The 21,724-nt window shown below is 46.9% G+C and carries 22 protein-coding genes; 14 read left to right on the forward strand and 8 right to left on the reverse strand.

From position 1 onward, the window contains the following. Nucleotides 1-95: 95 nt before the first annotated feature. Nucleotides 96-1,259, reverse strand: a complete 1,164-nt coding sequence (locus PN462_RS01855; protein WP_272126175.1) for a substrate-binding domain-containing protein — start codon at nt 1,257-1,259, stop codon at nt 96-98. A gap of 142 nt (nt 1,260-1,401) precedes the next feature. Here PN462_RS01855 and PN462_RS01860 point away from each other — a divergent pair, with 142 nt between their 5' ends. Continuing rightward, nucleotides 1,402-1,938 (forward strand): DUF4330 domain-containing protein, encoded by a 537-nt coding sequence (locus PN462_RS01860; protein WP_272126176.1) that lies wholly within the window; start codon nt 1,402-1,404, stop codon nt 1,936-1,938. A gap of 158 nt (nt 1,939-2,096) precedes the next feature. Here the strand turns inward: PN462_RS01860 and PN462_RS01865 are convergent, their stop codons facing one another. Both PN462_RS01865 and PN462_RS01870 read right to left on the reverse strand, forming a co-directional pair. Continuing rightward, on the reverse strand, nt 2,097-2,804 hold the full coding sequence (locus PN462_RS01865; protein WP_443029040.1) for a PHP domain-containing protein: 708 nt from the start codon (nt 2,802-2,804) through the stop codon (nt 2,097-2,099). 508 nt (nt 2,805-3,312) lie between these two features. Continuing rightward, nucleotides 3,313-4,233 carry an alpha/beta fold hydrolase gene (locus PN462_RS01870; RefSeq protein ID WP_272126178.1) on the reverse strand — a complete coding sequence of 307 codons (921 nt, stop codon included), beginning with the start codon at nt 4,231-4,233 and terminating at the stop codon, nt 3,313-3,315. Between the two features lie 246 nt (nt 4,234-4,479). Here PN462_RS01870 and PN462_RS01875 point away from each other — a divergent pair, with 246 nt between their 5' ends. After that, on the forward strand, nt 4,480-8,913 hold the full coding sequence (locus tag PN462_RS01875) for a PAS domain S-box protein (protein WP_272126180.1): 4,434 nt from the start codon (nt 4,480-4,482) through the stop codon (nt 8,911-8,913). Nucleotides 8,914-9,015: 102 nt separating this feature from the next. Here the strand turns inward: PN462_RS01875 and PN462_RS01880 are convergent, their stop codons facing one another. Both PN462_RS01880 and PN462_RS01885 read right to left on the reverse strand, forming a co-directional pair. Further along, a complete protein-coding gene (locus PN462_RS01880) occupies nt 9,016-9,522 on the reverse strand; it encodes a GNAT family N-acetyltransferase (protein WP_272126181.1) in 507 nt (168 codons plus the stop codon). Continuing rightward, the gene (locus PN462_RS01885) at nt 9,513-9,764 is read right to left on the reverse strand and encodes a type II toxin-antitoxin system TacA family antitoxin (RefSeq protein ID WP_272126182.1); all 252 of its coding nucleotides are present in this window, start codon (nt 9,762-9,764) and stop codon (nt 9,513-9,515) included. Before PN462_RS01885 ends, PN462_RS01880 begins: the two co-directional genes overlap by 10 nt. A gap of 185 nt (nt 9,765-9,949) precedes the next feature. On the opposite strand from PN462_RS01885, the gene PN462_RS01890 reads away from it, so the two are divergent. The 12 genes from PN462_RS01890 (at nt 9,950) to PN462_RS01945 (ending at nt 18,534) form a co-directional block, all read left to right on the forward strand. Then, nucleotides 9,950-10,819: a DUF72 domain-containing protein gene (locus PN462_RS01890; protein WP_272126183.1), complete on the forward strand. Its 870-nt coding sequence runs from the start codon at nt 9,950-9,952 to the stop codon at nt 10,817-10,819. 221 nt (nt 10,820-11,040) lie between these two features. Continuing rightward, nucleotides 11,041-11,532: an ATP synthase subunit I gene (locus PN462_RS23350; protein ID WP_443029039.1), complete on the forward strand. Its 492-nt coding sequence runs from the start codon at nt 11,041-11,043 to the stop codon at nt 11,530-11,532. Between the two features lie 148 nt (nt 11,533-11,680). Further along, on the forward strand, nt 11,681-12,433 hold the full coding sequence (atpB, locus tag PN462_RS01900; RefSeq protein ID WP_272126185.1) for a F0F1 ATP synthase subunit A: 753 nt from the start codon (nt 11,681-11,683) through the stop codon (nt 12,431-12,433). A 112-nt stretch (nt 12,434-12,545) separates the two neighbouring features. Next, a complete protein-coding gene (gene atpE, locus PN462_RS01905; RefSeq protein WP_054469050.1) occupies nt 12,546-12,791 on the forward strand; it encodes an ATP synthase F0 subunit C in 246 nt (81 codons plus the stop codon). Nucleotides 12,792-12,912: 121 nt separating this feature from the next. Beyond that, complete coding sequence (locus PN462_RS01910) at nt 12,913-13,395, forward strand: F0F1 ATP synthase subunit B' (RefSeq protein ID WP_272126186.1); 483 nt, start codon at nt 12,913-12,915, stop codon at nt 13,393-13,395. Between the two features lie 53 nt (nt 13,396-13,448). Next, nucleotides 13,449-13,973 (forward strand): F0F1 ATP synthase subunit B, encoded by a 525-nt coding sequence (locus PN462_RS01915; RefSeq protein ID WP_272126187.1) that lies wholly within the window; start codon nt 13,449-13,451, stop codon nt 13,971-13,973. Nucleotides 13,974-13,975: 2 nt separating this feature from the next. Beyond that, nucleotides 13,976-14,524 carry an ATP synthase F1 subunit delta gene (gene atpH, locus PN462_RS01920; RefSeq protein WP_272126188.1) on the forward strand — a complete coding sequence of 183 codons (549 nt, stop codon included), beginning with the start codon at nt 13,976-13,978 and terminating at the stop codon, nt 14,522-14,524. A 128-nt stretch (nt 14,525-14,652) separates the two neighbouring features. After that, complete coding sequence (gene atpA, locus PN462_RS01925; RefSeq protein WP_272126189.1) at nt 14,653-16,170, forward strand: F0F1 ATP synthase subunit alpha; 1,518 nt, start codon at nt 14,653-14,655, stop codon at nt 16,168-16,170. Between the two features lie 79 nt (nt 16,171-16,249). Continuing rightward, a complete protein-coding gene (locus tag PN462_RS01930) occupies nt 16,250-17,194 on the forward strand; it encodes a F0F1 ATP synthase subunit gamma (RefSeq protein ID WP_272126190.1) in 945 nt (314 codons plus the stop codon). Nucleotides 17,195-17,266: 72 nt separating this feature from the next. Further along, complete coding sequence (locus tag PN462_RS01935) at nt 17,267-17,743, forward strand: phosphate-starvation-inducible PsiE family protein (protein WP_272126191.1); 477 nt, start codon at nt 17,267-17,269, stop codon at nt 17,741-17,743. Nucleotides 17,744-17,968: 225 nt separating this feature from the next. Then, nucleotides 17,969-18,286, forward strand: coding sequence for a 2Fe-2S iron-sulfur cluster-binding protein (locus tag PN462_RS01940; protein ID WP_272126192.1), 318 nt, complete (start codon nt 17,969-17,971; stop codon nt 18,284-18,286). Nucleotides 18,287-18,357: 71 nt separating this feature from the next. After that, nucleotides 18,358-18,534, forward strand: coding sequence for a hypothetical protein (locus tag PN462_RS01945; RefSeq protein ID WP_272126193.1), 177 nt, complete (start codon nt 18,358-18,360; stop codon nt 18,532-18,534). Between the two features lie 104 nt (nt 18,535-18,638). Here the strand turns inward: PN462_RS01945 and PN462_RS01950 are convergent, their stop codons facing one another. From PN462_RS01950 to hemB, 3 genes are all read right to left on the reverse strand, one after another. Further along, nucleotides 18,639-19,475 (reverse strand): SWIM zinc finger family protein, encoded by an 837-nt coding sequence (locus PN462_RS01950; protein WP_272126194.1) that lies wholly within the window; start codon nt 19,473-19,475, stop codon nt 18,639-18,641. Then, nucleotides 19,472-20,329 (reverse strand): M15 family metallopeptidase, encoded by an 858-nt coding sequence (locus PN462_RS01955; RefSeq protein WP_272126195.1) that lies wholly within the window; start codon nt 20,327-20,329, stop codon nt 19,472-19,474. Before PN462_RS01955 ends, PN462_RS01950 begins: the two co-directional genes overlap by 4 nt. A 110-nt stretch (nt 20,330-20,439) precedes the next feature. After that, nucleotides 20,440-21,426, reverse strand: coding sequence for a porphobilinogen synthase (gene hemB / locus PN462_RS01960; protein ID WP_272126197.1), 987 nt, complete (start codon nt 21,424-21,426; stop codon nt 20,440-20,442). Nucleotides 21,427-21,724 lie beyond the last annotated feature (298 nt).

Here is a 21,724-nt window from a genome sequence, read left to right on the forward strand (position 1 = left end):
ATCCTATTGTCAAGAGAGATGGGGAGGATGGGGAGGATGGGGAGGATGGGGAGGATGGGGAAGTATTAACACTATTTCCGTTTCAAGATATTAGTCTAACTAAACATAGCTTGCCAATGTTGAGTATATTCTGTTTGGGGGGTTGGGGAGAGGGGATAGAGAAATTCGCTTTTCTCTAAAATTTCTGGGTCTGGGAATTTAAGGGGTTGGTTTTGGATATCTTGGGGGAGGGTATGAGGTGGGGGCAGGGTGAGACGGGGTGCGATACCGTCGGTAAAGAGGGAGATGGTGAGGGCGGATTTTTCTTGCCAACAGAAGTTAATCCAGTCTTCGGGGAGGGGGGTGGTATTCTCCGCAATGGCCGGTTTGACCCAAACATCAGACCAGAGTGCGGTCCCAGAGGGGGGAACAAAGGCTTTGAGTTGGGGATAATTGTCTAAGATGGGTAAGATGTCACTGGACCAACCGACGGCCACCCAAGTATCTTTGAGGATGAGGGGTTGGAGGTAGGTTTTGGAGTTGGCAAATTTAATGTTTTGAGCAAGGGTGTTTAGTTCTTGTTGTAGGTTGGGAATTTCGTTTAAATTGGCTTGATTATAGGAGTAGCCGAGTTTTTTGAGGGTGAGGCCGATAATTTCTCTGGGTTGGTTGACGACGGAGATGCGATCGCGCAACCGTTCATCCCATAAATCTTCCCAGTCTTGGGGAAACCAGTCTAGTTTTTTCAGGGCTTTTTGATTATAGACAATCATAGTTGTTCCCCAGCGATAGGGCGCACCCCAAATGGGCCCGGTATCATCGAGAAAACCTTGTTGGTTGCGTCTGACGAGGGTTTGCCACCGGGGGGGAAGATTGGCCCATTGTTCTAGGGTATCTAGGTTGAGGGGTTGGATGAGGTTTTGCGCGATCGCTGCTTTTAACCAAACATCCCCTAAACTCACTAACGAGGCAGGATTGGGGGGTTGTTGACCGATAAACGGTAAACGAAAGGGAGAGTCCTCCTGAGACGAATCTTCCGTGGCCGCTTGCTGCCACGTCTCCAAATATTCAAAAATCGTCTCAATGTCGCTATCCGGGCTAAAACTGACCGCTTTTCCTTGGGCCACCTGAGAGCGAAATTGATTAATTAATTGACGGGGGAGGGATTGATTGAGGAGACGCACCGAAAACGCTGCATTCCCCCCACCACTGCACCCCGCGAGCAAAGAACCGCAGACTACAGCCCCACTTCCTACTAAAAATGAACGGCGATTAACCATAATCAAGATATATCACAACCCAGGCCATATTTCTGTATTGTATGGGGTGGAGAAGCAATTCTTAGACCCCTCGCGTCATTCTCCCATGGCTGATGGAGAGGCCACAAACTTAAACTGCTCTCAGAATGGATATTATTGCCCTATGACTATTTTGGATTCTAAAGGACGTTTATTTGGCAAACTCAGTCTCATTGACTTAGGGGCTGCCCTAGTGATTCTCTTAGTAATTATTGGTATTTTTGTGATTCCCGGCCCATCGGGATCTTTAGCGCAAGTCACCACCACCCAACCCATCGAAGTGGATGTGTTAGTGCGGGGGTTGAGTATCCGTGATCCTGATATCTTGTTAGAAACCTTCGAGGAAACCCCCCAGACTAATATTATTGTCCGTAATCAACCCAGTGGCTCAGTAGAGATTAAAAACGTTGAACTAATTGACCGACAAATCATAGTCACCCAACCCGATGGTACAGTGATCACTATGCCTGATCCCAGAACCTCCGCAGAACTATTCAGTCACGATCTACTTTTCACCTTGACAGGACAAGCGGAAATTACTCCCAATGGGCCAGTTTTGAAGAAAAGTCAGGTCAAAATTGGGACTTCCCTTGAATTAGATGGGAATATCTATAATTTCAGGGGCAGTATCATTGATGTACGCTTGGATGCTGAGGACTAGGGGATTATTGCCTGGTTAAGGGGGATGAGTCACCCCAGTAGTGCCTTGACACCGCTAATTTAGTGCAATAATTGAGGGTGGGCAATGCCCACCCAATCAAACATAAAAGTATATTTCTAAAGCCACCTTTCAGGGGTGCGAAGGCGACAGCGTATGGATTACCGTAGGCAAATATTTGAACCGTGGGTATCTGTGCCACAAGTCCTAAATACCCCGTAGCGATCGCTCATTTCCTCAATTTCTTGAATCGTGCCTATGGTGTTCGGTTGCCAAGGGTTCACCCGACGATACGCATAATAGGTTTCTACCCCATCAATTCCTAATTCTACGGCAGCAGGAATGAGTTTTTTAGTAGAACAACGATATCGGGCCGGATGAGCTAAAACCACTAACCCTCCTGCTTTATGAAAGGCATCAATAACACAACGCGCTTCGGCTAGGTCCCCTTTCGGGGCTTCTCCTTGAGTATAAGGGCGTAAGGCCACATGATCGGGATCAAACCCATATCCCAAAATATGCACTTCTGTATTGAGTAAACGGGCTGTAATTTCCATGCCCGTCCACAGGACAGGTAAATGGGCAAATAAACCGGAGACATGAGCCTCTTTGAGCCATTGTATCGCTTCTAAATAGCCGGCTACGGTATGGTGATCGGTAATAGCTAATCCTTGTAACCCCACATCAACCGCTTGCTCCATCAACCGATGGGGATGCAGTTGTCCATCGGAGCAGGTGGTGTGCATATGGAAGTTGTAATGGTAAGGACAACTCTGAGCATTGACCTGTGACCAAACTTCTTGGAGGAGGTGCGTATTTTGAGGGTCCGCAGGTTTCCCCGTTAAGGCTGAAGCCATGTTGAGTGCCATCATCGTAGTTTAGTTATGTCTCAGTTTAGTTTAGGGTTAACCTCTAGTAGGCTATTTACTCGACTTTTTTTGACATTAGGCCACAAAGCCCTACTTATACCCCTCTTGGAGTTTTCTGGCCTGTGCCGGATGAACAGGTTTCAAAGGTGTTTGATTTTGGTCTATAGCGTTTTCAAATGAGGTGTAAAACCCCACGGGGTTTTACTCTAACAGTAAAAAACCCCTGTATGCCTGATTTTCTGTTCCCTGTTCCCTGTTCCCTATTCCCTGTTCCCAATGCCTTGTGTGAACCTACTGCCTTACTGTAACAAAATATCGTGAGGAATTGGGGCTTTTCTGTGGAAAAACTGTGGAAAAATAGGTGTTTTTCCACAGTGCATAATTGGAAAGTAGGAGGCAGGAGGCCAAGAACTTCACTATTGAACGGTTGCAACGTCAGGGGTTTTTAATGCCTGTCTCAGACAGACAGTTCATTAAAATATATTATTCATAGTTAAGAGTTTTTTTATCAGTCTTCTTGGAGAGGACTTTCTGTTACCCATTCCCCATTCCCCAACCACTGCAAAATGTAATCATTGACCTGCTCAGGTTTTTCATCGTGGGGACAGTGACCCGCTTGGGGGATGGCGTAGAATTGGGTTTGCGGGTCTTGGGTGGCTCGCTCTTGATAAATTTTGGCCCCTTTAATGGGAGTCCAGGGGTCTGCTTCTCCCCAGAGGATGAGTAAGGGGTCTTGGATGTGGGGGAGGAGGTCCGAGGGTTTGGGGCCCGGAGGTGCGTTGATGACGGAGGCGAAAACTTGGTGCGCTCCGGGGTCGCAGGAGGGTTGATAGAGTAACTCGACTAATTCATCAGTAATGGCTTGGCGATCGCAATATACCTGTTTTAAGGTACTACGAATCCGGTTTTTACTGCGTACCCGGTCAAAGAGAAAAGGGCCCATAACCGGAGCTTGCACTACTTTATTAAAAATGCCAATCATTGCCCTAAGTGGGGGGTTGAGTTCTTCGGGACGGTGACTGAGACCCCCCGCACAGTTAATTAACACCCCCCCAGAGGACAGTTCGGGAGCGTTGGCCATGAGGGTTAAGGCAATGAGTCCTCCGATGGAGTTTCCCACCCACACCGCAGGGGTGGTGATTTTTTCTTGCCAAAAGTCTTGGAGTTGCTGTTGCCACAGTTCAATGGTGTAATCTAGGGGCGGTTTGGCGGAGTCCCCAAACCCCAGTAAGTCTAGGGCAAACACTTGATATCCGGCAGCGGCCAAGACGGGAATATTGTTGCGCCAATGACCAATAGATGCGCCAAACCCATGAATTAAAACGAGGGGTTGTCCTGTTCCTTGGACGGTATAGCGAATGGTGTGACCTTGCCAAGTCCAGTCAAGTTTTTCGAGGGGAGAAAAAGACGTTTTTTGAATAGAAACCATTTATCAAGTTTTGTAAAGACTGTTCTTATTTTAGCGGTTTGCGCCGTGGTCAAGAAGTGAGACAAGATACCAGTGTTTATCGGCCTGTGACGATTGACCAATTTTTTCTCTCTTTGAGGAATAGAGGGAGATGCCATTGATGGGTTAAGAGAATTGTTACACTACGGGAGATTAGCCTCTAACCTTTGCTAACTTGGAGTGTAGCGATCGCAACTTGTATTTCCCTTTGGCTCTGTGAACATCCCCATGAATGCTCTCAACTCTCTGACTTCTCAATGGTGTACGGTTTTAGTGGAACAGTCGGCAATAGCGATCGCAATTTTAGACCAAAAATTGCGCTATTGTCTGGCCAGTCGCCAGTGGCGAGAGGTCTATAACCTCCCCGAAGCCTATCACGGCCAATCCCACTTAGATTTATTCCCCCATTGTCCCCCCCATTGGCAAAAAGCCTATGAGCGCGGTTTAGCAGGGCAAATTGCAGAAAATTCAGGCGAAACCGTACAACTGCCCAATGGGACCACCGTGGGGCTAAAATGGAGCGTAAGACCTTGGCGAGAGGACAATGGGGACATCGGCGGTGTAATTCTCCAGAGTGAAATCATCGAAACCCGCGAACCGGAAAATGAATTCCCGAATAGTCCCATCTCCCATGAGCAGAATTGGGAACAAATTTTCCGTCTCATGCCCTCCATGACGGGAATTGCCGGGTTCGATGGCACACTATATCAAGTGAATGCAGCCTGGGAACATACATTAGGGTATGCTCCCCAAGAAGTAGAAGGCCAGTCTTTTCTGGACTTCATCCATCCTGATGATTATGAAGCGAGTTTGGCCGCGGCACAACAATTACAGGAGGGGGGACAATATCTCAGTTTCGAGAACCGTTATCGCTGTCGAGATGGGTCCTATCGTTGGTTAGCTTGGACCGTGACAGGAGTGGTGGAACAACAAAAAATTTATGCGATCGCAAGAGATGTTACCGACCGCAAACGGGCCCAAGCTGAGTTAGAAGAAAGCAAACGCCTCTATCAAGTGTTGGCCGACACTTCCCCCGTGGGCATTTTCCACACCGACACCCAAGGAAACTGTATTTACACCAACCAACAGGCTTGTATCCTCACCGGACGCTCGGCACAAGACTTATTGGAAAATGGCTGGACTCAAGCCATGCACGAACGCGATCGCCGTCGGGTATTATTGGAATGGACTCGGCAAAATGATGCCCTCTTTCAATCAGAATTTCGGTTTGTCCGGCCCGATGGGACAGTGCGCTGGGTTTATGCTCAATGTCAGTCTATTCTCAACCCCTGCAACCCAGACGAAATTATGGGCTATGTGGGGACTTGTACCGATGTCACCGACCGCAAACGCATTGAACAAGACTTGCGTACCTCCCAAGAAGACTTACGCACCATTCTCAATGGGGTCTATGATGCCATTTTTATCCATGATATTGATGGCCAGATATTAGAGGTCAATGACCCCATGTTGACCATGTATGGGGTGAGTCGTGCAGAAGCCTTTCAATACAGCATGACCGACTATTCCGAGATTTCCCCCTTATTGGATTATTCCTCGGATTTAATGGAACGGGTGATGCAGGGAGAGGATTTACAATTTGAATGGAAGGCCAAACGCCCCAAAGATGGCCTGACCTTTGAGGTGGAGGTGCGGTTACGGAAAATTCGCCTCAATCAACAAACGGTGATTTTAGCCAATGTGCGGGATATTACCGAGTTTAAAAAGGCCGAACAAGAGCAAATGAAGCTCTTGTCTATTTTAGAGGCTACCCCCGACTTTGTGGGGACGGCGGATATTCAAGGCCGTTTAACTTACCTCAATCAAGCGGGACGGCAAATGGTGGGTATTGGCAAGAGTGAGGAGATTTCCCAGTATACGATGAATGATCTGGTGCCACCGGATTATGAGAATCAGATAAATCCATTGGCCCTGGGGTCTTTAATGCGTCGGGAAGCCTGGCAGGGGGAAAATGTTTTTCTCGATCAACAGGGGAATGAGATTCCTGTGTCTCAGGTGCTAATGGGGCATTTTGATGTAACGGGAGTTATGGAATATACTTCGACAATTGCTAGGGATATCCGCGATCGCAAGCAGGCCGAAGCCGAGTTAATGCGCTACAAACAAGCGGTGGCCAGTACCAGTGATGCGATCGCCATTACCGATGCAGAGGGGCGCGTCATTTATCTCAATACTGCCTTTACTCAGTTATACCACTGTCAAGACCTGAGCGATTTTCGCTCCCGTGGGGGACTGTCTGCCATTTTTGCCGATGCCACGGTGATGCAGGGGTTATTTGGGACGGTGATGAATGGGCAAACCTGGAGTCATGAAGTGGAACACCAAACCCTGGACGGTGACATCTTACAAGTTTTTTTGCGGGCTAATGCCATTCGAGATGAGGCGGAGAATATTGTGGGTTTGGTGGCGATTATTAATGATATTAGCGATCGCAAGGCCCAAGAAGCCCTCCTCCTCGAACAACAGCAAACTATCCGCGCTATCCTCGACAATTCCCCCATTTGGATTTGGGTGACGGACACCAATGGCCACATGAAGTTTAGTAATCGGGCGATTTGTGCCGATTTAGGCGTAACCGATGAACAATTCCAAGCCGTCGGGCATTATAAAGAGTTACTAGGGGAAGACAATTGTACCCCCTGTTTAGAATCAGATGCCGCTTGTTTAGCCCAAGATGAGCCTTATTTCTCTACAGAACATCTTAATCTCGCTGATGGACAATTACACAGCCTCGAAGTGATTAAAGTCCGTTTAAAAAATGCCTGTGGTGAAATTACCGGGTTAGTGGGGTTTGCGGTGGATGCGACGGAACGCAAGGCCCAAGAAGCACAACTGCAAAAACAATTGGCGGCCATTGAGTCTTCGGTGGATGGGATTTCTATTGCCGATACCGATGGTTATTGTATTTATATGAACACAGCCCATGCCCAAATGTACGGTTATGAAACCCCAGAACAGTTGTTAGGCAAACATTGGAAGCTTTTTTATGATGAGGAGGAACAACAGCGACTAGAAGGCATTGTGCCGGAATTACTGGCGAAAGGCCAATGGCGAGGAGAAACACGAGGGATACGACGGGATGGGACAACTTTCCCCCAAGAGGTGTCGCTGGCAGTGACGGCAGATGGGTGGGTTTGTTTAGTTCAGGATATCAGCGATCGCAAAAAAGCAGAAGCCGAACTATTAGCCTCGAAAGCCCAAATTCAAGACCAATTTGAACGGGAACAAATTATTAATCATCTGTCTAACCAGCTTCGCAGTTCCATTGATGTCCCCGAAGAAGAAATTATTGCCTTGGCCTTGTCTGAATTGCGGCGAGTTCTCAACATTGACCGCGCCCATTTATCCTGGTACATGAAAGACGCAGAGGAGTCTTACTGGCAGGTGATCGCCGAATCTCGCGCTGAAGGACTCCCCGACTTAACCGGGCGTTACCCCACCTCCCAACTCGGCCCAATGGCAGAATTATTGTTACGCCTCGAAATTGTGCGAATTGACAATACTAACACTGTCCTAGACTCGGTATTGCGGCAAATTCTGGAGGAATTGGATTATAAATCTTTATTAATTGTTCCTCTAGAGATGTCGAGTAATAAAATTGGCATTGTGGCCTGTAGTCATTCCCAAGCGGTTCGGCCTTGGGAAGATACCGAAATTGAACTGGTAAAAGCGGTGATGAATCAATTGGCCATTGCGACTAACCAAGCCAGTCTCTACGCCCAAGCCCAAGAATCCGCACAAATGGCCCAAGCGAAAGCAGAGGAATTAGAACAAACCATCCGCGAATTACACCGTACCCAAGCTCAACTGGTACAAACAGAAAAAATGTCCAGTTTAGGTCAATTAGTGGCCGGAGTCGCCCACGAAATTAATAATCCCGTTAACTTTATTTATGGGAATCTCAGTCATGCTGATGATTATTTGCAAGATCTTCTAGGATTAATTGATTTATATCAACAACATTATACCAGTCCTGTCCCTGAAATTGCCCAAGAAATTGAAGATATTGATCTAGAGTTTTTACTAGAAGATTTGCCTAAATTATTCTCCTCAATGAAAGTTGGTGCAGATCGAATTAAAGCCATTGTCGCTTCTTTACGCACCTTTTCCCGTATGGATGAAGCGGAAATGAAATGGGTGGATATTCATGAGGGGTTAGAGAGTACCTTAATGATCCTGCAAAACCGTATCAAAGCCAAACCCGAACATCCTGCCATTGAAATTGTTAAAAAGTATGGAGATTTACAGCAAGTTGAATGTTATGCGGGGCAATTGAATCAGGTTTTTATGAATATTATTGGTAACGCGATCGATGCTTTAGAAGAAAGAGATAGAGAGCGAGATTATCAAGAAATTGTTGAGAATCCCAGTATAATTTCTATTAGAACCGCAGTCATTGAAGACAATACCGTTCAAATCAGTATTGGAGATAATGGCCAAGGCATTCCAGATAAAATTAAACAGCGTTTATTTGACCCCTTCTTTACCACCAAATCCATTGGCAAAGGCACAGGTTTAGGCTTATCAATTAGTTATCAAATTGTCACCGAAAAACACGGTGGAACGATTGAATGTCAGTCCACTATCGGAGAGGGAACAGAATTTTTAATTACTATTCCAATCTCCCAAGGAGGAACTTAGTAAATCTATCGTAGGGTGGGCAGGCAAATTATTTATATTTCCAGCTTTTATGACTATATCCTGCCCACCCTACCCACTGTTTCTGCAAAATTGAGATGCACCTTATAATTGAGCTTTTGCATCTTGAACTGTAATCATTAATGTCATTGGATCACTAGGGGAAACCTTAAAACCCAATTTTTCATAAAATTGCTTGGCATTTTCAGAAATGGCATGAACAAGAATTGCTCGTATTCCAGCAATTTCAGACGCTTGTAATGTGCGAAGAATAGCATCCCGTAGTAAACCCTGTCCAATTCCTTTCCCTTGCCAATTCTGATCCACTGCCAGTCTTCCAATAACGATTACTGGGATTGGATCAGGCATATTACGTCGTGCTTTTCCTGTTGCTTGGCTTCGCGTCACTGCACCATTGGCAAGACAATAATAACCGACGACAAGATTCTCTACACAGACAACATAAGTCCGAGAAGCCCCTTCTTGCTGATTTTTTAAAGCACGATTCTTCAGCCAGTTATCTAACTGATTATTCCCCGAATTAAACAACTCAACTTGATGAGAGGCATTAAGTGTTTCAGGTGAGCTAAGTTGATTTTGAGCTAATCCCACGGGGCTTTTTTGTTCAATAAAGTCTGTAGTTTCTCATTTTCTGTAGGTGGCGCGTCCAATAAAGCGATAAATTGCTCAAATTGTTCTTCATCTAATCCAAAAAACGTTTGCTCTAACAGAACATCTTGAGCTTTCTGACACGCAGAGTCCAGCATAAATTCAGAGCGATTTTTCCCTTGAAGTTCCGCCGCACGATCAATCAAATCACGTTGTTCCTGTTTAGCGCGGATATTCAAGGTCACTTGGCGATTTTGGCGAGGTGGACTAGCTGACATTGCGTTTATCTCTCGGGTTGAGTCAAATCTGGATTATGTATACATTGTATACACAAATAAAACCCAGCGTCAGTAGTACCGAAATTTGGGGGTTTCACTGAACCAACGTTATTTTCCACATCACCTATTGTCAATAATCTCTGTATAACCTTATGACACACTCCCAAAACTTTTATCTCGGCTGTGCGGTTTGGTCTTATTCCGGATGGGTGGGGAGTTTTTATCCGGCCAAGAGTAAAGCGAGGGACTTTTTAAAATTGTATTGCGATCGCTTTTCCACCGTCGAAGGCAATACCACCTTTTATGCAGTCCCCAGTCCCGACACCATCGCCAAATGGCAAACGGAAATGCCCCCTCACTTCAAATTTTGTCCCAAATTTCCCAAAACCATCACCCATCACGGTGCATTAACCCCCAAACTCCCTGAAGCAGAAGCATTTTTAGAGAGACTGTCCCCCCTAGGTAGTCGTCTCGGGGTGATCTTCCTACAACTTCCCCCCACCTACAGTCCCCAAGGACTCGCAGACTTACAACAATTTCTCCAGGACGTAACCCGTAACTGGTCTGCTTTTTCGTTTGCAGTAGAAGTCCGTCATCCCGACTGGTTTCAGTCTCCCCACTCCCCCACCCTCAACACCACCTTACAATCCCTCAATGTCGGACGAGTCATCCTCGACACTCGGCCTGTATACGAAACAGACGATGATCCCCAACACCACTCGCGGACTCGTAAACCCCAACTCCCCCTTGTTTCAGACGTAACCGCCGACTTTACCCTAATTCGCTTTATCAGTCATCCCCACCCACCCAACAACCAACCCTTTCTCGCAGACTGGGCATCCCGCATTACTTCCCTCCTGCGAGGAAAAACCATCTATTTTTTCGTTCATTGTCCCCAAGAAGAATATTCTCCCCACACCGCCAGACAATTCCAGACCTTACTCCAACACCAAAACCTCCCTATTCCCCCTCTCCCGTGGGATACCCTCCCCCCAACCCCACAACAATTAAATTTATTTTGAGGCAAAAATCCCTTATTTTAGGCAAGCCGCGTCTCTAAAGACGTTCTAACCGCTCAAACATTCACCAGAGAAGCATTTTCCCCTTATCTTGCCCTATCTCTCTCCACCGCCTCAAACTTCCTTAGATTCATTTAATAATGATCCCCCCCCGTGATAAGATTGCATTTGGCTTGGTTTTATCCAGTCATTCATCCTAAAAACGAGTCCACCCGCTAACTTTTGTGAACTCATCTGATTCCTCTCACACAACTGAATCGGTTTCTCTTGAGTCTTCCCCCCCAGAGACCAAAGACCCTAATCTGGAAGTCTCTCAGGCAGAAGACTCAAATCTAGAAAATTCTAATCTAGATGACTCCAATCTTGAGTATTACCAATTACAGCGCACATTGTATTTGGTCACGCTCGGATTAACAGTTGTGATTTTTACATCAGTGTGGGTTTTCTACACCTTGAACACAGCCCTCAACTATTTAGTAGGGTCTTTTGTGGGACTGGTGTACTTGCGACTACTGGCCAAAGATGTTGGTCGGTTAGGGAACACTAAAAGAACTGTGGTAGGGTTTAATCGACTGGCCCCCTTGATTGGGTTGATTGTTTTTGCAACGCAACTCCAGCAGTTGCAGATTCTGCCAGTGTTTTTAGGATTCATGACGTACAAAGCTGCCATCATTGTTTATGTGCTGAAAACGTCCATTGTACCAGCACAGAAATAGCACTAGAATTCAATAGGGCAGTGTTTCTTTAATGAAAAGACTGGACTCATGCCCCCATATAAGGGATACTGAGGCAGTCATAGGCGTTAAAAGCTGTTTTACCGTTGATTCAATTGTTGTCGCATTTTCTTTGGGGAAAACTCACCACATGGAAATTCTAGATGGTCTGAGCGTATTTAATACTTTCCCCCTAGCTGAACTAGAAGTTGGCGAACATTTCTATTGGGAAATTGGCAATTTCACGGTTCACGGACAGGTGTTTCTCACCTCATGGTTTGTGATTGCTGTATTGCTGGTTGCTTCCATTGTCGGAACAAGAAATATTCAGCGAGTTCCGAGTGGCGTTCAAAACTTAATGGAATATGCCTTGGAATTTATTCGGGATTTAGCCAAAAATCAAATTGGTGAAAAAGAGTATCGACCTTGGGTGCCATTTATTGGTACTTTATTTTTGTTCATCTTTGTTGCCAATTGGTCTGGCGCGTTACTTCCGTGGAAGCTGATTACAATTCCTGGGTCAGAATTAGCAGCCCCAACCAACGATATTAATACAACCGTTGCCTTGGCTTTGCTAACCTCCCTGGCCTATTTTTACGCCGGCTTCAGTAAGCGGGGGCTAGGTTACTTGAAAAAATACATCGAACCGACCCCAATCTTACTACCGATCAATATCCTCGAAGATTTTACCAAACCTCTTTCCCTCAGCTTTCGTCTTTTCGGAAATATTCTTGCCGATGAGTTAGTCGTTGCGGTATTGGTATTGCTTGTACCCCTATTTGTTCCCTTACCTGTTATGGTGTTGGGACTCTTTACCAGTGCAATTCAGGCTCTCATTTTTGCGACGCTAGCTGGCGCGTACATTGGCGAAGCCTTAGAGGGGCATGGTGAAGAAGAGGAATGAGAGAGATTGACTAAAGGGCTAATTTCCCGTTAAATAAGCCGGGGAATGATCGCTCAGAAACGACCGTTTTTTTTGTTGTTCAACCATTTGTAAAGAAAGGAAATAAAGAATTATGGACTCTTTAACTGCTGCTGCTTCCGTTATCGCTGCTGCTCTCGCCGTGGGTTTAGCGGCTATTGGCCCAGGTTTAGGACAAGGTAATGCGGCTGGACAAGCTGTAGAAGGGATTGCTCGTCAGCCTGAAGCTGAAGGAAAAATCCGTGGGACCTTGCTGCTGAGTTTGGCATTCATGGAAGCACTGACCATTTACGGGTTAGTGGTTGCCCTGGTTTTACTGTTTGCTAACCCCTTCGCTTAATCGCGCTTTGTAAGCAACGGTTAAAGCCGAGTAGAGACGTAGTTTAGGGGGATTTGACTTCTAGAGAATTACGTCTCTACGCCAAATCAGGACGTTAGTTAAACAGTAGAGTTATTTAACAATGATACATTGGACAATTTTATTGGCTGAGGCCGCCGAAGAAGGGGGGGGCTTATTTGATTTTGATGCCACCTTACCCTTGATGGCCTTGCAATTCCTGATTTTGGTCGCTGTGCTGAATGTACTGTTTTTTAAGCCGTTGGGGAAAGCCATTGACGATCGCAATGAATATGTCCGCCAAACCAACCAAGAGGGGCGCGATCGCATCGAAAAAGCCAACCAATTAGCCAAACAGTACGATCAAGAACTGGTCGGCGTGCGGAAAGAAGCGCAAGACATTATTGCAAAAGCTCAAGCTGAGGCTCAAGAAACCATCAACGCCAAAGTGCAAGAAGCCCAGCAAGAAGTGCAAGCGCAACGAGAAGCCGCCGCCCAAGAAATCGAAGACCAAAAAGCACAGGCGTATCAAAGCCTCGAAGGAGAAATTGATGCCCTCAGCCGCCAGATTTTAGAAAAATTGGTGGGTTCAGAATTTGTGCAATAAGCCCTCCAACCGGGCAACTCAGCAAGTGAACGTGCAAGCAAGGGAAAAACATCATGGCAATTTTGGTTTACCTAGCCACAGAAGGCGCGGAAAGTGGCTTTGGTTTGAACCTCGATATTTTAGAAACCAACTTAGTCAACCTCGTCATTATTATCGGGGTCTTGTTCTATTTTGGCCGTAAATTTTTAGGCAACATACTCAGCCAGAGACGCGCCGAGATTGAAACGGCAATTACAGAAGCCGAACAACGGGCTAAAGACGCAGAAGCGCGACTGAAAAAAGCCCAACAAAACCTCGCCCAAGCCCAAGAAGAAGCCAAACGCATCCGTGCCGAAGCCGAAGAACGGGCCCAGAAAGCGAAAGAAGAAGTCTTAGAAAAAGGCAACGCCGAAGTCGAGCGCATCAAAGCCAATGCAGCCGCCGATGTGAGTGCCGAACAAGACAAAGCGATCGCGGAACTCCGTCAACGAGTCAGCGCCCTCGCCTTAGAACAAGTCGAAGGTCGGCTCAACGAAATCCTCGACGACTCCGCCCAAGAACGGTACATCGATCGCTGTATTAACCAGCTAGGAGGATAAGGATGCCCAGTAACCTAATCAGCAGTGAAATTGCTGAACCTTACGCCCAAGCCCTCATGTCCCTCGCCCAAACCCACGACCTCACCGAAACCTTTGGGCGGGACTTCCGGGACTTAGGGCAACTCCTGGACGACTCCCCAGAACTCCAAGACTTTATCGCCAACCCCGTCATCAGCGATAATGACAAAAAAGAAATTCTCGGACGCATCATGGGAGACAGTAATCACTACCTGATGAACTTTCTCATGTTACTGATCGACAAACGGCGGATTGTCTTCCTGAGACCCATCGTTGAGCAGTATTTAGCCCTCCTCCGAGACCTAAACAACGTCGTCCTCGCCGAAGTCACCAGCACCCGCGAACTGAACGACGAGCAACGTCGCAACATAGAAGACCGGGTGAAAGGCATGACCGGAGCCCAAGGAGTGGAAATCAAAACCACCATCGACCCCGACATTATTGGTGGCGTAATCATCAAAGTGGGGTCGCAAGTCATTGATGCCAGCTTACGAGGACAACTCCGACGCATCGGCATAAGTTTAAAGGTTTAATGGGTTGTTTGTGGTTCGTTTGTCGTGATTGGTGAACCGAGAACCAAGAACAAATAACAAAGAACCAAGCACCAAGAACCAAAAACCAAACCGCTCTATCACCGAAAACCAGCAAGTAAACAGACACCATGGTTAGTATCAGACCAGACGAAATCAGCAATATTATCCGCGAACAGATCGAATCCTACGAACAGGACGTAAAAGTGTCCAACGTAGGAACAGTCCTGAAAGTCGGCGACGGCATTGCCCGCATCTACGGCCTCGAAAAAGTTATGGCCGGGGAACTCGTCGAATTTGAAGACGGCACAGTGGGCATCGCCCTCAACCTAGAAGAAGACAACGTTGGGGCCGTGTTAATGGGCGGCGGTTACAGCATTCAAGAAGGTAGTACCGTCAAAGCCACCGGACGCATCGCTCAAATTAACGTGGGCGATGGCCTCAAAGGTCGGGTCGTGGATGCCTTAGCCCGCCCCATCGACGGCAAAGGAGACTTAAACACCAGCGATAGCCGCTTACTGGAATCTGCCGCCCCTGGGATTATTGACCGGAAATCCGTTAACGAACCCCTACAAACCGGGATTACCGCCATTGACGCAATGATCCCTATTGGCCGGGGACAACGGGAGTTAATTATTGGCGACCGTCAAACCGGGAAAACGGCGATCGCTGTGGACACCATTCTCAACCAAAAACAAGAAAACGTGGTCTGCGTTTACGTAGCCGTCGGACAAAAAGCCTCCACCGTCGCCCAAGTCGTCTCCGCCTTAGAAGAACAGGGCGCGATGGACTACACCGTGGTAGTGGCAGCCAACGCCAGTGACCCCGCCACCCTGCAATATCTCGCTCCCTACACCGGAGCAACCATTGCCGAACATTTCATGTACCAAGGGCAAGCCACCCTCGTCATCTACGATGACCTCACCAAACAAGCCCAGGCTTATCGGCAAATGTCCCTCTTACTCCGTCGTCCCCCCGGACGGGAAGCCTATCCCGGAGACGTTTTCTTCTTACACTCTCGTCTCCTCGAACGGGCCGCGAAACTCAACGATGACTTAGGGGGAGGCAGTATGACCGCCCTGCCTATCATCGAAACCCAAGCCGGAGACGTTTCGGCCTACATTCCCACCAACGTAATTTCTATTACCGACGGTCAGATTTTCTTATCCTCGGACTTGTTTAATGCGGGCTTCCGTCCCGCCATTAACGCCGGGATTTCAGTATCCCGCGTGGGGTCCGCCGCCCAAACCAAGGCCATTAAGAAAGTGGCTGGGAAATTAAAACTGGAATTGGCACAGTTTGCCGAACTCGAAGCCTTCTCCCAGTTCGCCTCCGACTTAGACGCAGCCACTCAAGCCCAATTAGCCCGGGGTCAACGGTTACGGGAACTCCTCAAACAGCCCCAATATTCTCCCTTAGTGCTACATGAACAGGTGGCGTTGGTTTATAGCGGCATTAATGGCTATCTCGACGAGATTCCGGTGGAAAAAATCACCGAATTTACTGCCGGACTGCGGGAATATTTGAAAACCAATAAGCCTCAGTTTGAGGAAATTATTAAGTCGGAAAAAGTGCTGACCGATGAAGCCGTGAAACTGCTCGAAGAAGCCATTAATGAGTATAAGCAGACCTTTATGGTGTCTGCGTAATTGCAGCCGAGGACAAGGGGAGTGGTTCCCCTTGTTTCTCAGGCGTGAAAGCCTTGATTAACGGACGCAAGAGAAAACGATGCCTAATTTAAAAGCGATACGCGATCGCATTCAGTCGGTCAAAAATACGCGCAAAATTACCGAAGCCATGCGCCTAGTGGCGGCAGCGAAAGTGCGTCGAGCCCAAGAACAAGTTACCTCGACTCGACCTTTTGCCGATTGTTTGGCCCAAGTGCTGTATGGCCTGCAAAACCGCCTCAAGTTTGAGGATGTGGATTTACCCTTATTAAAACAGCGTGATGTGGAAACCGTAGGGTTGTTGGTGGTCTCCGGCGATCGCGGCTTATGCGGGGGCTATAATACCAACATCATCAAAAAAGCCGAATCCCGCATCAAAGAACTCGACGCAGAAGGGGTGAACCATCAATTAATTCTGGTGGGTCGCAAAGCCGCCCAATATTACGAACGGCGCAAAGCCCCTATTAGCCAGAAATACATTGAATTAAACCAAATTCCCACGGCAGAGGAAGCCTCAAAAATTGCCGATTATTTATTATCCCTCTTTCTCTCAGAAACGGTAGATCGGGTGGAGTTGGTTTATACTAAGTTTGTGTCTTTGGTGAGTTCCCGTCCCGTGGTGCAAACTCTGCTACCTTTATCTCCCCAAGGGTTGGAAAACCAAGATGATGAAATTTTCCGTCTCACCACCAAAGGGGGAATGTTCAGTGTGGAACGGGAAACCGTGACCACTGAAAATCGGGATTTTCCCAAAGATATGATCTTTGAACAAGACCCTACACAAATTCTTGACGCGCTATTACCTTTGTATCTGAATAACCAGTTATTACGCGCCCTACAAGAGTCAGCGGCCAGTGAGTTGGCAGCCCGGATGACGGCCATGAATAATGCTAGTGATAACGCTAATGAGTTAATGAAAACGCTGACGCTTTCTTATAATAAGGCGCGTCAAGCAGCAATTACTCAAGAAATTCTGGAGGTTGTCTCTGGCGCTGAGGCATTATAAATTGCCACTCAGTTTCTGTGGTGACTGGGGTATGGTCTGACCGTACCCCATATTTTTGTCTAGGGTTTGCTTATGTTTTCCATACGACGGTTGTGGCACAGTTTAATAAAAATTTTCCGGAATAATCATGATTTTTTAGTTTTTTTAAAGGCTATTGAGAGTATTATTTCTAAGCTGCTGGCTTTGTTACTCTTAGGGGTTATTTTTTATGCCATTTATGACCTTGTTTGGGTTTTATTTACACATTTTTTACAACCTTTAGCTGAGGGAGTCCCCTTTCGGAATCGCTTGTTTGAGGTTTTTGGGCTATTTTTAAATATTTTAATTGCGCTAGAATTATTAGAAAATATTACGGCCTATTTAAAGAAACATGAAATTCAGTTAGAGTTGGTGATTATTACTTCTTTAATTGCTGTTGCTCGAAAAATAATTATTTTTGATATTGATAAAAAATCGACGGATAACTTAATTGCCATGGCTGTGGCTGTATTTATGCTCTCTTTAAGTTATTTATTTATTGTTAGTAGGACAAGATATAAAGATAAATAGTAAGCATTCAGCTATCAGTCTTGACTCCGGGACTCTTAAAACGCTTACCTCGCTACTTTGTAGATGAGATATAGTGCGGTTTTCTCGCCATCCCTTTGAAGGCTGAATGCTGACGATACATCAACCAATTACCAATTACCAATTACCAATTACCAATTACCAATATATTTTAGCTTATGTTATAATGAGAATTTTGACACCCTATTGTTCGGCATTAGTCTCAGCATGGCACAAACCTATACCGTCGAAATTTCCCACAACGGACAAACTCACACCATTAGCGTCCCCGAAGATAAAACTGTCCTCGAAACAGCTTTAGAAGCAGGAGTTGAGCTTCCTTCCTCTTGTACTGCCGGAGTTTGCACCACTTGTGCGGCTAAGGTATTAGAAGGAACAGTTGATCAAAGTGACGCAATGGGGGTTTCTTCCGAGTTACAAGCGGAAGGATATGCGTTACTTTGTGTGTCTTATCCGCGTTCGGATTTAAAAGTAGAATCGGAGAAAGAAGAAGAAATTTATCAACGGCAATTTGGTCAACCGTAATTTTCTTCAATGGCCTATGATTAACTAAACATTAGATTAGTTTTTTTTGAGTTGTTTTTTAATTTTGAACCATGACCACCCATTTTATCACCGCAGAAATTGACGTACAAGAAGACCCCAAGCAATTGAATCAAGAGATTCAACAGGAGTTAGAAAAACGGGGTGAACCCCTCCGTTGGTCAGTGACAGAGGTAGATCAACAAACGCAAACTGCGAAAGTTGAGGCCATTGTCACAACGAAACATTGACATCCCCGCTCGCGGGACTTCTCACCAGAAGATAAACAAGAAACTTAATAGGTTGATCATGAACTGGGTTAGGTGTAAGCATTGCGTCCAACCCAGTTTGTCGATTAATCTCGTTTCAGGGCTACTGCGATCGCCTGTTGACTCGCTTGAGTATAGGCTTTGTCCAGATACTCCTTCACCAACGCAGCATCCACCGTAGGTAAAGGCAAACTGCCTAAAATATCCAAAAGCGTCTTATGATCAGGCGACGTAGCATTATCCTCCTGTTTTTGGAGAGAAGTGGCCACCAGCGAAGCATCAAGGGGTTCATCATACTCCCAAAAAGGGTCCACATGAAGGGGTGTTGTGGCCGCTTGTTTTTTCGCCGCGGCCCGTTTCTTCTTAGACTGTTTCGGGTTGTCAATTTTCCCCGTACTGCGAATTTGCCGTAAACTATCGAGAATATCCTCCTTCGTGCGGCCCCGTAACTGGAATAAAACAAAAGGGTCTTCACTAAAGCGATCGCCCAACTCATAATACACCGCCCCAATATGTTTACAGGGGTTCGCCTGATCCGGACAAGTACACCGGGAATGAATCTCCGAGAGACTAAAAGGAAAAAGGCTCAAACCATTCATCGTAAACACCTCCTCAATATTAGAAGGCATTTCCCCCGCCAACAACTGAGCCGAATAGAGAGCTTTTGCCGACATCGTTTCAATCACATATCGCCAGTCCTCCTTCGTAAACTGATCCAACGACAGAGACACCTGATAAGGTTCAGCATCACTCCCCTTCACCTGAGCAATCACCTTATGTCCCTTAAAATCAATACTAAGGACATTCCCCTCACTCGCATAGCGTCTCGCCCGTTCCAAGCGTTTTTTGAAGCGATAGGAGTCCAATAATTCTAGCCACCGTTCCACCCACCATTCGCGGGTTTCCATCACATAATTACTCATTCCGCTTCTGTCTCTAACTCACTATTTTCCGTACCTCGTTCCGGTAAATGCTGGGCCCGGTAAAACGTCTCTAAACTGTCCACATCCCCCACATATCGCCAATGCCAAGGCTCGTATTGAATCCCTTGGGGGTTATCGCGGGGAAAAGACAATTCAAAACTAAAGCGGGCCGCATTATTTTGTAACCATCGAAAAGCCGCCGTTTTCTCAAAAGCGATCGTTAAATGGGTTGAGGGAACAGTTGCATCCCCAATATCCACCGCATACCCGGTATGGTGTTCACTATACCCCGGCGGTGCGCTCACCTCAGCCCGTTGGCTCGCCTCTTGGTTGCGTTGTTCCTTCACCTCAAAAAAGAGGTATTCCTGCTCCGTCACCGTGCGATAACCGGACAACGTAGCCAAGCGTATCCCATCCCGTCGGGCCGCATCCACCATAGCCAAATATTCCTCAGCCGCCGCATCTCGGAGGCGAATGCGGCCATCCGCCGTAATAGGAACTAACTCCCCTTCCTCTGCTTCCCCATAGGGAAGATGGCCTAAGACATTCTCCACCGTCTCTGCGGGTTCAATCTCTTGAACCATTTCAGCTTGGGCGGTGGCTTCTGTCTCCGGTTCAGGTTGACTGGCCGACTGCATCGCCGGGTTGAAGAAGATCCCATAGCCCACCGCAGCAGCCCCAGAGACCGCGACTCCCAAACTTGCCAACAATAACCAAGGATACCGAAAATTAGAGCCAGAGTAGTCCCGCAGGGCCACGGGAATTTCCTCATTGTCTAAACCATGAGGGTCAATGTCCTTGGGGTTTCCCGCTTTACTCAAAGCGTTTACTCCTACACTTCGACTTCCATCCATTACTGTACCGAATATTGGGACAATATTGATACTTGATAGCCTGTGGACTACCCTAACTAACCGCCCATTCTGTCTTCTCGGCTAATGTTGCTTAATGGTGTCTAGGGACATTAGGCTTCATTCAGCCAGCGCACTGCATCCTTGGCATGATAAGAGAGGATTAAATCAGCCCCGGCCCGTTTAAAGGCGGTGAGGGTTTCTAATACCACTTTGGGTTCATCGATCCAACCGTTTAATGCGGCGGCTTTGACCATAGAATATTCCCCAGACACATTGTAGGCGGCAACGGGGAGATGGGTCTGTTCTTTAATGCGCCAGATAATATCCATGTAGGCCAACGCGGGTTTGACCATGAGCAGATCTGCCCCTTCTTGAATGTCTAACTCGACTTCTTTTAAGGCTTCTGTGCCGTTGGCCGGATCCATCTGATAAGTCCGGCGATCGCCGAATTGGGGCGAAGAATCAGCCGCATCTCGGAAAGGTCCATAATAGGCCGAGGAATATTTAGCCGCATAGGAGAGAATGGGCGTATTAGCAAACCCCGCTTCGTCTAAGGCTTCCCGAATGGCCTGCACAAACCCATCCATCATCCCAGAGGGGGCGATAACATCGGCCCCGGCTTTGGCTTGAGAAACGGCGGTTTTCTTGAGTAAGTCTAGGGTAGGATCATTTAAAACTCGTCCCGTTAAATCCCCAACTTCTAAATAGCCGCAATGGCCATGGGGGGTATATTCACATAAGCAAGTGTCGGCCATGACCACTAATTCGGGGACTGCTTCTTTTACCGCCGTAGCCGCTTTTTGGACAATACCGCAATCATGCCACGCCCCGGTCGCTTCATCGTCTTTATTTTCGGGAATCCCAAATAAAATAATGGAGGGAATGCCTAGATCATAGACTTCTTTGGCTTCTTCGACAATTTTATCAACGGATAGCTGATACACCCCTGGCATGGACTTCACTTCTTGGGCAATACTAGAACCAGGGACGGCAAAGAGGGGGTAGATTAAATCATTGGCAGTGATTTGGTTTTCCCGCACCATGCGGCGTAAAGCGTCGGTTTGGCGTAAACGGCGAGGACGATGAATGGGAAACATAGAGTTTTGTTGAAACGGTTACTTATATAGAATTGCATAAATTAGTTTAAAGCGATCGCACTTCCCTGTTTATCACTTGCTCAACGTTTTGTAATGTTTCGAGAGGGTTAGGTTTCTGGGTGACAGGAGTAGGGTATCAGTCCAACTCCGCTCGTTTAAAGCTAGACATTGATTGACATTGTTCAATTTTTGTTGACTTAGAAAGGGACGAGCGTGCAGACTCAGCCATAAATCCTGTAAAAAGGTAGGCTACCTTCGCCAGGGTCATCACACCCAAGTGTAAACGCCAGCACTTGGC

Source organism: Spirulina sp. CS-785/01, assembly GCF_028330525.1.
In the GTDB taxonomy this organism is placed as follows: domain Bacteria; phylum Cyanobacteriota; class Cyanobacteriia; order Cyanobacteriales; family Spirulinaceae; genus JAQMSD01.